At 36.0% G+C, this 15,056-nt stretch carries 14 protein-coding genes and 1 riboswitch; of the genes, 9 read left to right on the forward strand and 5 right to left on the reverse strand.

Translation table 11 applies throughout. From position 1 onward, the window contains the following. Positions 1 to 12 precede the first annotated feature (12 nt). On the reverse strand, positions 13 to 219 hold the full coding sequence (locus ACFVT8_RS05125; protein ID WP_387081590.1) for a hypothetical protein: 207 nt from the start codon (positions 217 to 219) through the stop codon (positions 13 to 15). Positions 220 to 433: 214 nt separating this feature from the next. After that, positions 434 to 533, forward strand: a riboswitch (purine riboswitch). Between the two features lie 67 nt (positions 534 to 600). On the opposite strand from ACFVT8_RS05125, the gene ACFVT8_RS05130 reads away from it, so the two are divergent. From ACFVT8_RS05130 to ACFVT8_RS05140, 3 genes are all read left to right on the forward strand, one after another. Continuing rightward, entirely contained in the window at positions 601 to 1,788 is a 1,188-nt protein-coding gene (locus ACFVT8_RS05130; RefSeq protein ID WP_387081588.1) for an MFS transporter, read from the forward strand. Positions 1,789 to 1,891: 103 nt separating this feature from the next. Then, the gene (locus tag ACFVT8_RS05135; protein ID WP_370081071.1) at positions 1,892 to 2,176 is read left to right on the forward strand and encodes a hypothetical protein; all 285 of its coding nucleotides are present in this window, start codon (positions 1,892 to 1,894) and stop codon (positions 2,174 to 2,176) included. Between the two features lie 503 nt (positions 2,177 to 2,679). Next, positions 2,680 to 5,286: a cation-translocating P-type ATPase gene (locus ACFVT8_RS05140; RefSeq protein WP_387081586.1), complete on the forward strand. Its 2,607-nt coding sequence runs from the start codon at positions 2,680 to 2,682 to the stop codon at positions 5,284 to 5,286. Between the two features lie 52 nt (positions 5,287 to 5,338). Here ACFVT8_RS05140 and ACFVT8_RS05145 read toward each other — a convergent pair whose 3' ends face one another. The 4 genes from ACFVT8_RS05145 to ACFVT8_RS05160 all read right to left on the reverse strand — a co-directional run bounded on the left by ACFVT8_RS05145 (position 5,339) and on the right by ACFVT8_RS05160 (position 7,554). After that, positions 5,339 to 5,824 carry a DUF3231 family protein gene (locus ACFVT8_RS05145; protein ID WP_387081584.1) on the reverse strand — a complete coding sequence of 162 codons (486 nt, stop codon included), beginning with the start codon at positions 5,822 to 5,824 and terminating at the stop codon, positions 5,339 to 5,341. Positions 5,825 to 5,925: 101 nt separating this feature from the next. After that, positions 5,926 to 6,405, reverse strand: coding sequence for a hypothetical protein (locus ACFVT8_RS05150; RefSeq protein ID WP_387081582.1), 480 nt, complete (start codon positions 6,403 to 6,405; stop codon positions 5,926 to 5,928). 29 nt (positions 6,406 to 6,434) lie between these two features. Then, on the reverse strand, positions 6,435 to 6,722 hold the full coding sequence (locus tag ACFVT8_RS05155) for a hypothetical protein (RefSeq protein WP_387081580.1): 288 nt from the start codon (positions 6,720 to 6,722) through the stop codon (positions 6,435 to 6,437). A 130-nt stretch (positions 6,723 to 6,852) separates the two neighbouring features. After that, positions 6,853 to 7,554: a cupin domain-containing protein gene (locus ACFVT8_RS05160; RefSeq protein WP_387082532.1), complete on the reverse strand. Its 702-nt coding sequence runs from the start codon at positions 7,552 to 7,554 to the stop codon at positions 6,853 to 6,855. Positions 7,555 to 7,921: 367 nt separating this feature from the next. Between ACFVT8_RS05160 and ACFVT8_RS05165 the strand changes: the two genes are divergently transcribed. From ACFVT8_RS05165 to ACFVT8_RS05190, 6 genes are all read left to right on the forward strand, one after another. Beyond that, entirely contained in the window at positions 7,922 to 8,188 is a 267-nt protein-coding gene (locus tag ACFVT8_RS05165) for a transcriptional regulator (RefSeq protein ID WP_387081579.1), read from the forward strand. Positions 8,189 to 8,720: 532 nt separating this feature from the next. Continuing rightward, complete coding sequence (locus ACFVT8_RS05170; protein WP_387081577.1) at positions 8,721 to 9,512, forward strand: nicotianamine synthase family protein; 792 nt, start codon at positions 8,721 to 8,723, stop codon at positions 9,510 to 9,512. A gap of 21 nt (positions 9,513 to 9,533) precedes the next feature. Continuing rightward, a complete protein-coding gene (locus ACFVT8_RS05175) occupies positions 9,534 to 10,832 on the forward strand; it encodes an opine metallophore biosynthesis dehydrogenase (RefSeq protein WP_387081575.1) in 1,299 nt (432 codons plus the stop codon). A gap of 440 nt (positions 10,833 to 11,272) precedes the next feature. Beyond that, entirely contained in the window at positions 11,273 to 12,103 is an 831-nt protein-coding gene (locus ACFVT8_RS05180) for an AraC family transcriptional regulator (protein ID WP_387081573.1), read from the forward strand. A gap of 302 nt (positions 12,104 to 12,405) precedes the next feature. Continuing rightward, on the forward strand, positions 12,406 to 13,767 hold the full coding sequence (locus tag ACFVT8_RS05185) for an NtaA/DmoA family FMN-dependent monooxygenase (RefSeq protein WP_387082531.1): 1,362 nt from the start codon (positions 12,406 to 12,408) through the stop codon (positions 13,765 to 13,767). Continuing rightward, positions 13,760 to 14,755 carry an ABC transporter substrate-binding protein gene (locus tag ACFVT8_RS05190; RefSeq protein ID WP_387081572.1) on the forward strand — a complete coding sequence of 332 codons (996 nt, stop codon included), beginning with the start codon at positions 13,760 to 13,762 and terminating at the stop codon, positions 14,753 to 14,755. Before ACFVT8_RS05185 ends, ACFVT8_RS05190 begins: the two co-directional genes overlap by 8 nt. Positions 14,756 to 15,056: the final 301 nt, after the last annotated feature.

The raw sequence follows: 15,056 nt of genomic DNA on the forward strand, positions 1-15,056 counted from the left end.
TTTTTTATTTTTTTAGTTTGCTGACAATGCTTTGCAAACTTTATAAGTAGGGTAATAGACACAAACTTTTGAATTTTCAACAGTTTCTTTTATGGGGACTTGCTGTTTGCTCACACTAGGAGAAATGATTGCTTGATTATCGATTGAGAGCTCTTCTACTACTGGTTCTACACCATAAAATAACAATAAAAAATAGCATACTAAACCTATTATACGCAAACAATCACCTCGCAATGTTTCGTTATATTAGTATGTATGGTCAAACTTTAAAAAATATAAGCAAAATCTAAAATTTCTCTCTCTTGAAATGATTTTTTATTAGGTAAGCGTTTGCATTTCAATGATTGAAAGTGCTATAGTGAACTGATTTTATGGATGATAAGGAAGAGAGACTAATAAAAAATTGTTGTCATGCAAAATTCAATGTGCTAATATATCTAATAAATATTTAATCTGTATAACCTCAATGATATGGATTGAGGGTCTCTACCAGGAACCATAAAATCCTGACTACAAAAATTTTGCTTCATTTTTGTAGTCAGGATTTTTTTCTTTTAAATCGCCCTACAAAAATGAAAGTGTAATAGAAGGGTGATTATTATGAATTGGAGAGTGTATATTCTTGCCGTTACTACCTTTGCGGTAGGATTGGTGGAATTAATTGTAGGTGGTATATTGCCAACGATTGCAGAGGATTTAAACGTGTCCTTAGCAACAGCGGGACAATTAATTACATTATTTGCTCTTGTCTATGCAATATCTGCGCCTGTCCTTTTATCATTAACCGCAAAAGTGGAAAGGAAGCGCCTTTATCTTATTTCTTTATTTATTTTTACTTTAGGTAATCTGATGACGTATTTTAGCACGACATTCTTAATCGTCATGATTGCTAGAATTTTTACAGCGATGAGTACTGCATTGGTCATCGTTTTATCTTTAACGATTACTACAAAAATTGTTGAACCAAGACATCGTGCAAAAGCTTTAGGGCTTGTGTTCATGGGTGTCAGTTCTGCACTTGTCATTGGTGTGCCAATGGGGATATTTGTGGCAGAAGCATTTGGCTGGCGAGCTGTGTTCTTAGGAATAGCGCTTCTTTCAACTGTATCTATGATTCTTATTGCTTTACTACTTGAAAAAATGCCAGTTGTAGAAGTTGTCCCATTAAAGGCTCAAATGAAATCATTAGCTAATTTAAAAATCTTAAGTGCACAATTAATAACACTATTTATGCTGGCTGGTCATTATATGCTTTACGCATATTTAACACCATTTTTAGTAGAAGCATTTGATATGAGTGCCTCTTGGATTAGTATCTGTTATCTAATCTTCGGAATCGCGTCTGTCAGTGGGAATGCTCTAGGTGGCTGGCTAAGTGACAAAATTGGTACAGGTAAAGCTATTCTAATTGTTGTCTCTACATTTGCCGTTGTATTATTCAGCATTCCTTATACGATTGTTGCTTTACCACTCTTTTTAGTCGTAACAGTTTTATGGGGTGCGCTCAGCTGGGCACTTACACCACCATTACAAAGTTATTTAATTCAAACTGATCCAAAAACATCTGATATTCAACAAAGCTTAAATACAGCTGCATTACAAATTGGTATATCCATAGGTTCAGCGGTCGGTGGAGCTATGTTTACTGTTACAGGATCGGTTATGCATTTAGCTAGCTTTGGTGCCATTTTAGTTTTATGTGCTCTAGGTTGTGCTATCTTCTCTCTAAAAAGAGCGCCAAGTTCACATGGGGCTGAACTAGAGATGAAATCGGCTCACAACTCCTAGTTTAGAGTGAAGTTTTTGGATGTAATATCCAGAAAATACTATTGAAAAGAAGGACAATGATATAGAGAGATAGAATGTAAGTTTAGAGGAGGTTGGTAAATACATGCAGATAGATTTAACAGAATTTAAAGGCTCAAATGTGAAAGTTGTCGCAACGATTGACCAGACGCTTTACCGAAATGTGGGTGCTATTATTTTATATGAAGAGGATTCACACACTTTATCTGTACGAAAACTAAAACGAAAAATCGCTGATCAATATATACCAACAGACGAACTCGAAAACTTTATGTTTGACTCGCAGGCAGATGCTATAAAATTTACTCATAAGCTTACTAGAATGAGTGCACTTGATTATTTATTAGTCGCGAATAAAACAATAAAATAATTGCAAGGCTGGCCTGTAGGGAGTCTATGCATATGACGAAGGGCATTTGGAGTAGCCATATTCCAAATGTCTTTTTTTGTGCGCGCATCGCTAGCAAGAGAAGACGATTGTGCCCATTTGCCTTAAAGATCATTGCGATTTATCCCGCAGGAACTCCTCATTAATGTCCGATTGGCGAAGAACAGTGGGGATGAAGGAAACCCCACTGATTCAAGTTTCACTTTATTTTATATGTTCGATATTAAACAAATATTTAATTTCTATATCGATTATTATCATACTGGAATAGGGCAAGGAATAGATTGTTGTAGTTAAAGTATTTTAGGGGCTCAGTAGATAGGGAGTCTGATGATTCAATACTATTTTTAGGATATATAATTTTCTCTCTGCCTAAGATAGGTAATTCAAAGGGGTCTACTGATGGGAATCTAACTTATTAACTAATAATAACAGTTACTGAATTAGCATGATTGTCTAATAATTTCAAATGGAGGGGGAATCGAATGTCAGAATATCATCAACAATCATCAGCTGAAGTGATGAAAACTTTGAACGTGACAGATCAAGGACTGAGTGATTATGACGTTCAAAAGAGGCGAGAAGTATACGGCTATAATGTATTAGAAGAAGGAAAAAAAACAAGTGCATTCGCCGTTTTCTTTGGACAGTTTAAAGATTTATTAGTCATTATTTTAATCATAGCTGCTTTCGTTTCATTTTTATTAGGAGAAGTAGGAAGCACTGTCGTGATTATGATTGTCGTCATATTAAACGCTATCCTAGGTACTGTACAGCATGTTAAGGCAGAACAGTCTTTGGATAATTTAAAAGCCTTAACCTCCCCAATTGCCAAAGTAATGCGAAACAATCAACTAATAGAGATTTCTTCAGAAGATCTAGTCGTTGGAGATCTTCTTTATTTGGAGGCTGGCGATTATATTAATGCAGATGGGAGATTATTAGAAAGTCATAATTTGCATATTAATGAAAGTTCGCTGACGGGTGAATCAATTGCTGTAGCGAAAAGTATTGATGCTATTAAGGAAAGCAATGTAACGGTTGCTGATAAAAAGAATATGGTATACTCCGGAAGCTATGTGACAACTGGTCGTGGTATTGTCATGGTTACGGCTATCGGAATGCAGACTGAAATCGGCAAAATTGCAAATTTGCTAGATACTGCGAAAGATAAGAAAACACCGTTACAAGTAAGCTTAGATCATTTCGGAGAAAAATTAGCTTTAGGGATTACAATAATCTGTTTAGCTATTTTTACGATAGATCTTATTAGAGGCCGTGCGCTAGTAGAATCGTTTATGTTCGCCGTTTCACTTGCCGTTGCAGCAATTCCAGAAGCCTTAAGCTCGATTGTTACCATTGTGTTAGCTTTTGGGACACAAAAAATGGCAAAGCAAAATGCCATTATTCGAAAGCTTTATGCTGTTGAAAGTCTAGGAAGTGTATCTGTCATTTGTTCAGATAAAACAGGAACATTAACTGAAAATAAAATGGTTGTTCAAGAGGTCTATGTGGATGAAAAAGTGATTCCACATGATCAGCTATACACTGGAAATAAAGTTGAAAAAGATCTTATGTTAAAGGCAATATTATGTAATGATGCTGTAGGAAGAGATGATAAGGAAATCGGTGATCCTACTGAGATTGCACTCGTAAAACTAGGGAAGCAATATGGTTTTGACGAATTACAAGTAAGAGATCATTATCCAAGAGTGGCCGAGATCCCTTTTGATTCAGATAGAAAGCTCATGAGTACTGTAAATACTATCAATCGGCAATCTATTTTGATTACAAAAGGAGCACTAGATGTCCTTCTTCCTAAAATTATAAAAATTGAAACTTCACAAGGTATAGTTAATATTACAAAACAACAACGCCAAAAAATCGAAGCGGTAAATCGCGATTTTTCTATGAATGGATTGAGAGTGCTAGCAGTTGCCTACAAAGAGATAAAGGGAAATCAAGCAATCGATGTAAGGGCTGAAAAAGATTTAATCTTTGTTGGTTTAGTCGCCATGATGGATCCGCCAAGAAGAGAATCTAAAGATGCAGTTGAAAAATGTATAAAAGCTGGTATCAAACCGGTGATGATTACAGGGGATCATAAAATTACAGCAACGGCTATTGCCAATCAAATTGGAATTTTAAATGATCCCTCTGAAGCGATTGAAGGTCATGAAATAGAAGGCCTAACAGATCAGGAGCTTCAAGAAAAGGTTAAAGATTTTTCCGTTTATGCCCGAGTAACACCGGTTCAAAAAATTCGTATCGTCAAAGCGTGGCAGGAAAAAGGGCATGTCGTCGCCATGACAGGAGATGGTGTTAATGATGGCCCTGCCCTAAAACAATCTGATATTGGTGTGGCGATGGGCATCACCGGCACAGAGGTAGCAAAAGATGCCTCCTCTATGATATTAACGGATGATAATTTTTCAACGATTGTTAAGGCAATTGCAAACGGTAGGAGTATCTATACGAATATTAAAAACGCTATTTTGTTCTTATTATCGGGGAATGCAGGTGCCATTTTTGTTGTTTTATATGCAACAATATTAGGTTTACCAGTTCCTTTTGCGCCCGTGCATCTATTATTTATTAACTTACTAACAGATAGTTTACCGGCGATTGCAATCGGTTTAGAGCCGAATAATAAAAAAACAATGAAGGACAAGCCCCGAAATATTCATAAACCACTATTAAATAAAGCATTTACTACTCAAGTGGTACTCGAAGGATTACTTATTGCCATTTCTACAACTATTGCCTTTGAAATCGGATTGTCCACGGGAGATACTTTAACGGCGAGCACTATGGCATTTACAACATTATGCTTGTCACGATTAGTGCATGGCTTTAACTCAAGAGCTAAAGAATCTATCTTTGTCATTGGATTATTTTCGAATAAATATACTTGGCTTGCATTTTTAATCGGTTTTTTAAGTTTACACGCAGTATTGTTTATTCCAGTGCTTACAGGTGTGTTTGAAGTTGCTACATTAAGTATCGCACAATTAGGCTTTATTTATAGCTTGTCCGTGCTACCGTTCATCGTGAATCAATGGTACAAGCTATTGTTCGTAAGAAGCCGATAATGAGTAAAAAACATTGAAGCTCTCGTTTTATTGAAACGAGAGCTTCTTAACATTACCTTGTAGCAGGAGCTAGTAGCCAGCCTTTGTCATTACTAAGCCGTACTAGCTTTGCGCCAAGTATGGCATATCTCATATGAAGTTCTCCATATTTTGCAGTATGCTTCTTCTTAACAGATATTTCAAAGGCCTGACTGACTGAAATAAGTGAAGAAGCAATATTCATTGATAAAATGGTGCTGATTTCTGTATCATTAATAGCTTTTTTCCCTCGTATATGTTTCATTTCCAACTTTTTGTAGTCGATTGATGTAGTGGGAGCAAGCACCCCATTTTCCTTTAATACCGCTGTTAGGTGTTTATTTTCATCTTTTAAACATTGTACATAATCCACGATAATCGCCTTCAAATTTTTATTAACTGCGTGCTTGAAAAATGCATGATTTGAAGCTATATAGCCATTATTAGCGCCGATCTGTGTCCAAAGCTTAAAAATTTCCTTAAATCGTAATGTTGCTAGATTTTCATTTACCAATTCCATAGTTTCACATCCTAACTCTCGTTCATTAATTATGAGATTAGGATGTGCTAACAAATGAAATTCTAATCATTTTTTACAATAAAAGGGCCTTCCCGCTCAGGTCAGCCAAAAAACCACTCGGATTCAAGAGAAAAGATCAGGCCGGTGAAAAAAGTGATCAGGTAGCCTTCAAAAGTGATCGGGTCAACGGAAAAAGTGATCAGGTAACCCTCAAAAGTGATCGGGTCACCGTAAAAAGTGATCAGGTAGCCTTCAAAAGTGATCGGGTCAGTGGAAAAAGTGATCAGGTAACCCTCAAAAGTGATCGGGTCAGTGGAAAAAGTGATCAGGTAGCCCTCAAAAGTGATCGGGTCAGTGGAAAAAGTGATCAGGTAACCCTCAAAAGTGATCGGGTCAACGGAAAAAGTGATCAGGTAACCCTCAAAAGTGATCGGGTCGGTGGAAAAAGTGATCAGGTAACCCTCAAAAGTGATCGGGTCAGTGGAAAAAGTGATCAGGTAACCCTCAAAAGTGATCGGGTCACCGGAAAAATGATCAGGTCTGACTAAAAACCAATCAACGTTTAAAAAACCCCATCTCAAATCTCAATTATCGTGAGCTAATAAAGAGTTTATTCCTTTAATTTCTTGCTTTTAAAGCTATTAATGGTTGTTTTTAATGCAGCAAAGTTTCCAATAGCTGCGTAACCATAAAAAAAGCCCATAAATATTCCAGCAACAAGATTATGTCTATGGCTAATGAAGATAGAAATAACTAAGCCAATAGCAAGGGCAATCGCGGGAACATATTTAGGCTGAATATGCATGAACACCTTAATTAACTGCGTAATAATTAACACAGCTGGAACCGCTATTACAGCATCCCAAAAATTTGTATGGATCACTGGAAATAATTCCATTTTCTACACCTCTTTTAGTAATAACGAAGCTATGACTTAAACTATAGATTTTCCTTTTTATTTATTTTTATGCGATGAAAGGTGTAGAGCTTTTGATGTCGATTCATATTTTCCATTTTTTTACTATTGATTAATAATATGAGCCATAAGGATTCGTATAAGGATTCATATTTGGATAGTGATATGGATATGGCGGATAAGGGTTCATAAATCGTGAAGGTCTATACTTATTTTTATGTTTATGATGAGGATCTTTTTGCTCCTTTTGATCTTTTTGCTTTTCAGAAGTTGATTTCACACGGTTGCAGTCTTTAGGTGGACCGATATATGTTGATGGTACAATAGGCGCGATTGTTTTCTTCCACTGATTTTCATCTAAACAATACGTGTGAGCCATAACATTGGAAGGTGTAAATTTCAATATATCTGAACCTAAAATAACTTCAGGTGTAGGAGCATCAAAAATAGCCAGTAAATGCGTGTCATTTTCAGTAGCTATTTCATAATGCCACCATCCTCGCGGTACATTGGCGACTTGACCAGGCTCGATAGGATAGTTTTTAATCTCTTTTGTAAAGGGATTAAATATAGAAACAATGGCAGCACCAGAAATACAATAAACAAGTTCTGCTGCATTTTGATGATAATGAGGCTCTATCACTTTACTCTTACTTAGAAAAATATCGAGCAGGGATATATTTTCTAACGTATTTAATTGTTCTACACCTAGAATATTTATAAAATTCCGATCATCTTTTTTAAAAAGAGTGCTGTCATTTACATCAAAAGTGAACTGTGTTGATGTTGAAGTATAGTCAATATTCGAGCTAATAATTACATCCTTTCTAATTAATTTTTAACTTCTCTCAGCTGATTCCGGACGCAATTATGCCGAGACATAATTGATTACATGTCTTAAGCACAGAATATGTACAAAGCTATTTTAGGCCTACACGAACGCCCACTATCTTCATTCAGTAATGCTTTCTGTGCGAAAGCGAAGCGACAGCAACAATTACGCCAAAGCGAAATTGATTTATTTATCTTCTAAATACTCCTTAAAATTAGCTGAAATTTCCTCTTCTAATTAAGAATGTATGTGCGTATGATTAAAAATACAAACAATCGTTCTGTTTTTAAGAAAACAGCTCTGTTGTGCTCACTGCATATAACCGAGCTAGTGAAAAGGAGCAACCAGGATGAAAGAACATTTAATAAAAGTAATGCAGCGTCAACAGGTAGTTAGCATGATGTATGTAGCCAAGTCAGGTGTCATTACGAAAAGACGTGTGAAAATCATAAAGATTGTTGGTGATTCTTTTACAGCATTTTGCTTTACGAGGCAGGCAAAGCGTACGTTTATTATTAACAATGTTCTAGCAATAATGCCCGTTACACATCGAAAGCGTGGGGTGATATTGAATTACGACAATCTGTCGCACAAGGACATTCTCTGTATTGAATGAAATGCTTTTAATGCTAGAAGGTTTAGATGTCTTGAAAGATACTATTGCAGTTATCGGCAATTTTGAGCAACCCGGTAGTATCGTGCTCGCAGCCTCGCCGGTGATGAAGGGAAATTTTTAATTCAAAAAATATATGTTCGTGTTTTTTAAGTGATAAATCAAACAAGCCTCAATACTTATCTTAATTTTTCTCTAGAAATTGATTTTCCAATCCACTAAACTACCTATAAAAAATATTATATTATATGCGTTTAAACAAAAATGAGGCTGAGACATAACTAACAGGTTCTTTCATAAAGCCAAATAATATCTAAATTAACAAAACATGATAAATAGAAAAACCGAACTATTCCGAAACACTTCATGAGCGTTTTAGTGGATAGTTCGGTATTTTTGTTGGCTGAAACACTCTTGTCCAAGCCTCGGCTTTTGTTTAAATAGTTACTTTCATATAGCAGGGAGCGTTGAAATAGTATTAAAGGGTACCGCATATATTGAACTTTAATCCTCAAACATAGGAGTGAGGCAAGTTATGGATATAGATGTGTTTTTTAATAAATTACATTACTTTGATAAAAAATTTAAGTTATTTATCAATCAAAATAACAATCATTTAATAGTTGAGTATTCAGAGTTGTGTGGAATAATTGATGATTATTCTACCTTTATTATTAATCATGACAATCAAAAACAATGGAATAATTTAGATCAATCAATTGAAATAGTATCATTAGTCGAGAATCTAAGAAATAACTCTTCTATTTGCGTCCAAATCATGGAAAAATATAGAGCTTTATTATTAAGTCATGGACAAGAGGAAATCACTAATTATTTTCTTAACATAGAAAACTTCATTGAAAAAGAATTTGGAGGTTTTCAAATCACCAACCAGTCAAAGGTACTCTTGGTAGGATCCGGATCTTTTCCTATAACTTTATTAATGATTGCGGAACGAACAGGTGCAGAAGTTTTTGGAATTGATATTGATGATGAAGCGATTCAGTTGGGAAAACATGTAGTAAATAAAATAGGAAGTCATTTATCAATTCAAATTGACAATAAATCAGTACGGGAACTCGCAGTTATTAAACAGATTAGTCATATTATATTTAGTTCAACGGTTAGCTATAAATATGACATACTAGAACAATTATATGATTTAACAAATAAAGATGTGCTTATTGCTATGCGTTATGGAAATGGTTTAAAGTCTCTTTTTAATTATCCAATGCAAAAAGTAGACGAAACCAAATGGCATATAGTAGAGGAAATTATTCACCCTCAAAGTGTATTTGATGTTATTTTATATCGAAAAGTACAATGATAAATAGATGAGGAGAAGATTATGACCTATTTTAATAAGGTTTTATTGTTAGGAACAGGGCCCACGGTAATTCAATTAGCTGTGAATTTCAAGAATTATTATAATGGTAAAGTAGCTATTGCTGGTCGAGAATCTTTACGTTCCAAAATTTTCTTTGAGACTATCGTTCAGCATCAACTTGCACTTAAGGTATATATACAAAATATACAACATCAGTCTGTTGCAGGAAAATGTACTATTGATACATTTTTTAAGGGTTATCATACAATTTCCGGAAACTGGGATACCATTGTACTTAGTGTTACTACAGATTCGTATATATCAGTATTAGCACAAATCGATACCAAAGTGTTGGAGGAGGCTAGCTGCTTTATATTAATTTCGCCTACATTTGGCTCTAGTCATTTAATAACTAATTTCCTAAAGAATTTATCTCCCCAGGCTGAGGTAATTAGTTTTTCAACATATTATGGAGATACTAGATGGTTAGGGGAAATTCCATCAAATGAAGTATTGACGACAGGAGTAAAGAAAACAGTTTATATTGGTTCAACTTACTCAAAATCGGATAGATTAGATAAATTATCTGAATTGTTTAATCATTTAGGGATTCATTTGAAAAAAGTAGCATCTCCTCTTGAGGCAGAAACAAGAAATATTTCTTTATACGTGCACCCTCCCTTATTTATGAATGATTTTTCATTAAAAGCAATATTTGACGAAAAGAAAATAACAAAGTATGCGTATAAGCTTTATCCTGAGGGTCCCATTACTTATACAATGATTCGTCATTTATTAAATTATTGGAAAGAAATGATGGCGATTGTAAAACACTTCAATATTCAACCTCTAAATCTATTAAAATTTATGGTAGATGATAATTATCCATTACAGCCAGAAAGTATAGCTAGACAAGAAATAGAGGATTTTAACAAACTTGAGCCCATACATCAAGAGTATCTGCTCTATATTCGCTATGCATCCTTATTAATTGATCCATTTTCTATACCAAATCAAGAAGGACGATACTTTGATTTTTCAGCAGTTCCTCTTAGAAGGATTTTTAAAAATCATGACGGGGAATGGGATATTCCTAGAATGCCAAAAGAGGATTACTATCGTGTGAAAATCATTCAAGGGATTGCTAATTCCTTGAAATTGAAAAGTCCAACGCTGGATCATTTTGTACAAATCTATGAAGAAAAGTTACAACAAGTAGAAGCTTTATCTGAGAACAAATTATATTCAGAAGCCTTTCAAGTAAAATCCTTTTCACAAGAAATAGAGATGATATGTAAGGAATTAATAAGTGTTATATAAGGGCTGACGATTTAAAATCGAGATACAATGTGATGAAGAAATTAAACACTGGAAATTGTATGTGGGAAGTTAACAAGGCTCTTATAATATCGGCTAAATCATCATTCAATAAACTTGGATTAGATAATAGTGCATATAGCATTTGTGATTTGTGTATTGCATTTGTTGCAGTCCTTGCTAGACTATAGTTAGCAATGAGAATCATTATTAACTATAGTCTTCTAGGTAACATCAAATCAGAGTATTTTATGGGAGCAAAATAAAGAAAGGGGGCAATATTGACTGTAAATAGACAATTATCTATTGGTTACTTGTGTGTAGCCGGAGTGATCCCCAACAAATAATGGTTAGGCTGCTATCTCGAGAAATAGATTTGTTGTTTGGCATTAATGAAAGTAACCAAGATGTACAATGTTTGGATAGGGAGCAGGTGCATTATCATGATAGATTTGGATAAATTAGCCGAGATATTTGCTAGAGGTTTCTATGATATAGAAGGTGTTCACCGTTTAGTCATCCAGCCGAAAAGTATACTAAGTGAATTTAAGGCTGTCCGGTATGGATTTCTTTTTGTAATTCGTGGAGAAGCTAGAATGAGTGTGAATGGAACTGTCTATGAATTACAACCAGGCTCAGTAATTCACGTGGCCCCAGGTATGCTACTGGACGCGCAAGTTATAAGTCAATCAGAGTACGAGTACTATTTATTGTTTTATAGATTTGACAAGTTAGACGAAGTATATGGCGGTCGTGAATGTGACTCTCATTTCAAATTGGAAGCGGGAGCAAACCCGAGAGTGCTAGAATTACTTATCATGCTTCATCAGAATGCTAATGCACATAGCGGTATTGGAAAGCTTCGGGTTAAGGAGTTATTTTTAAGTGTCATGCATCAAGTTTTGGTAGGGTGTAAACATCGAGAGAGTGGTAGTTCTCCAAGTGAAAGGGTGATAGAGGAGGCTATTGCATACATACACCGATATTATATGAATCCGTTGACACTCGACGAATTGGCGGAGCTGCATGCAATGAGTCCCAAGCGCTTCTCCTATTTCTTTCACAAACATACTGGATTTCGCCCAATCGACTATCTTATCAATTATCGTATGGAAAGAGCGAGTGACTTACTTAAAGTAAGCAATTTTCCCATTCACGATATTGCTATTAGTGTTGGCTATACCAATCCGCTATATTTCAGTAGAGTGTTTAAAAAGAAATTTGGTGTGTCTCCCTCTGTATACTTACATAATTTAGATAATCATATAAATTGAGTTACTGATTTATATTTTACGCCTGCAACTGGTGATGAACCGGTAGTCAGGCTTTTTCCCTTTTGTCTCATTCTTTCCTTCCAATTCTATCTTGCATGTCGGCTAAATCATCATTCAGAAAACCTAGATTAGATAATAATGCATATAGTATTTGTGATTTGTGTATTTGCATTTGTTGCAGACCTTGCTACACTTTAATCGATAATGATAATCATTATTGATTAATAGCCTTCTAGAGGTAACATCTGATCAGAGTATTTCATGGGCGCAAAACTATTTTTCTATAGGAAGGATTGGTAATGTTGACTGTAAATAGACAATTATGTATTGGATTAGTCTTATCTGCTTGGTTGAAAGGAGGCGACTGGCGACGCCCGGACAGCGGTGTGGAAAAAATGGGTTCAATTGACCCTTACATTGATTTGGCAAAGATGGCGGAGAGGTCAAAGCTCGATTTTCTTTTCAGGGCGGATTATCTTTTTGTTAGTCCACAGATGCTTGGCGATTCCGCTAATTTCGGCAGTCCTGACCCTACTATGATATTTGCAGCGATTGCTCGTGAAACAGAGCGGATCGGGTTAGTTACGACTATTTCTACGACTTTTAATCCACCGTATGTTGTTGCTAGACAGCTTCAGTCTTTGCATTGGCTAAGTAACGGACGTGCTGGCTGGAATATTGTCACTTCTATTGAAGGTGCCGAAAATTTCGGTGAGTCACCTATGCCTTCATCACAAGAAAGATATGCGAAAGCAATTGAATTTACTGAGGTCGTACGCAAACTCTGGGGAAGCTTTCCGAATGAAGCCATCGTTATTGACCGTGAGTCAGGTATGTTTTCTGATATGGATAAGATTTCTCCAATTAATCATTCAGGGGAGTTTTTTAGTGTTAAGGGACCGCTTACTTTGCCTGCCCATAAGTCAGGACCGATTCCTTTATTTCAAGCAGGTGCGTCGGATACAGGACGAAATTTTGCCTCTTCAATAGCAGATGCTATTTTTGCAGCAATGCCAGACCTTGAATCGGGAGTGGAATTGCGAAATGATCTGAGAAGAAGAGCTATCGAGCATGGGCGCGATCCGGACGCCATAAAAGTTTTGCCAGGTTTATATTTTTTCTTGGCCGAAACTCGCGAGGAAGCTCATGAATTACATAAGGCCGCACATGCACATTTGACTGTTGAGCGCAGACATGCATCGCTTAAATCAGTACTGGGTCTTGATTTGAGTAGCTTTGCTTTGGATCATCAAGTAACTTCGGATATGCTACCTGATCCGAATAAGCCAGTTCGCAGTCGAACACATGCTGAGCTGTTGCGCCGGTATATTATAAATCATCAGCCTACAGTGGAAGAGATATTAACAAGACCAGAGGTTGTCGGGTCTGCTCACTGGGTTTCTGTTGGAACGGTTGAAGACGTATTGAACGATATAATTGAGCGATTTGAGGCTGGAGCTATTGACGGATTTATAGCTATTCCGGGTGGTTCAGAAAAATCTTTGAAAATGTTTTTTGAAAAGCTGATGCCGCAATTGGTTGAAAGAGGTTTGTTCAGAAGTGAATATACGGGTGTCACCTTGCGTGAGCATTTAGGGATTAATATTATTGATCATTATAATAGGGATACTGTTTTGAGAGGGGTTCAGGTGAAGAATGAATAAAAAGTTTATATTAGTTGGTTTGATAGCGTTATTCATGATTGTTTTGGCTGCATGTGGAGGAGGAGACAAACAGAACAAATCAAACTCAACCTCCAGCAGCAACGGAGATTCAGCGCAATCTCAGGTGGACAATACAGGAACAAGCGAAACAAGAACGATTGAGTATCTCGGTGAAAAGTATACCGTTCCACAAAAAGCAGAAAAAATTGTGATTACTGGTGCTATGGAAGCGATGGAAGATGCGGTAATGCTTGACGTTCATCCAGTAGGGGCAATATCGGTGGGCGGAAAGTTTCCAGAAATGTTTGCTTCGGTAACGGGCAAGGCGGAATCAATTGGTGAAAAAAGACAACCTAACTTTGAGAAGATATTGCAATTGGAGCCAGACGTTATTTTAGGTTCAACCAAGTTCCAAAAAGGCGTAGTGGAAAAATTACAAAAAATCGCTCCCACTATTTTGGTATCGCACGTTTCTACAAACTGGGAAGACAATTTGAAATTAATGGCTGAATTGACTGGAAAGCAAGGTGAGGCAGAAAAAATTCTATCCCAATATAAAACAGATACACAAGCAGTAAAAGCATCATTAAAAGAAAAGCTTCAAGGCAAAAAAGTAGCCGCTGTTCGTATTCGCGGAGGGCAAACTTACATTTTTGCGAAAAATGTAGATTTTAACCCCTTTTTATACAATGACATTGGTTTAGAAATGCCAGATCAGATAGGCATGGCTAAATTGCAAGATGCAGTCTCTGCCGAGCAATTGGCAGAAATGAATCCAGACTATTTGTTTGTGCAATTCTCTTCGAATGATAACAAAGATGCGGAAAATGCATTCGAAGACTTGAAGAAGAATCCAATTATCCAAAATATTAATGCCTTTAAACACGATCACGTATATGTCAATGTGGTTGATCCGCTTATGGAAGGAGGTCCTGTTTATAGTCGAATCAAGTTTTTAGAAAGTGTGCAAAAGCATCTGAACAAGTAATGAAATCGTTATTAAGTCTAAGTTTGTTCTAATGTCGTATTATGCATTCGGTTAAGTGTGATAATAATCGTAGCTCTTTTCTATGGTTCGAAATCTATGAGTTATGAAATGATGTGACAGGAGCTATTGGTTGACGCTTTCTTAAGTCCCGAGAAATTTACATTACCATTTGTGTTAGAAAGAATTAGAGCTGTAGGAATCCATTGAGAAACTTCCACGATATTGGGTAATTACAGGGCTTTAAATCAGCTTCAGAGTTAAAAAGACTGATCTAAAAATTACCACTTCTAAAACAGAACGT

This window comes from Lysinibacillus sp. NPDC058147, assembly GCF_042884205.1.
GTDB lineage: Bacteria > Bacillota > Bacilli > Bacillales_A > Planococcaceae > Lysinibacillus.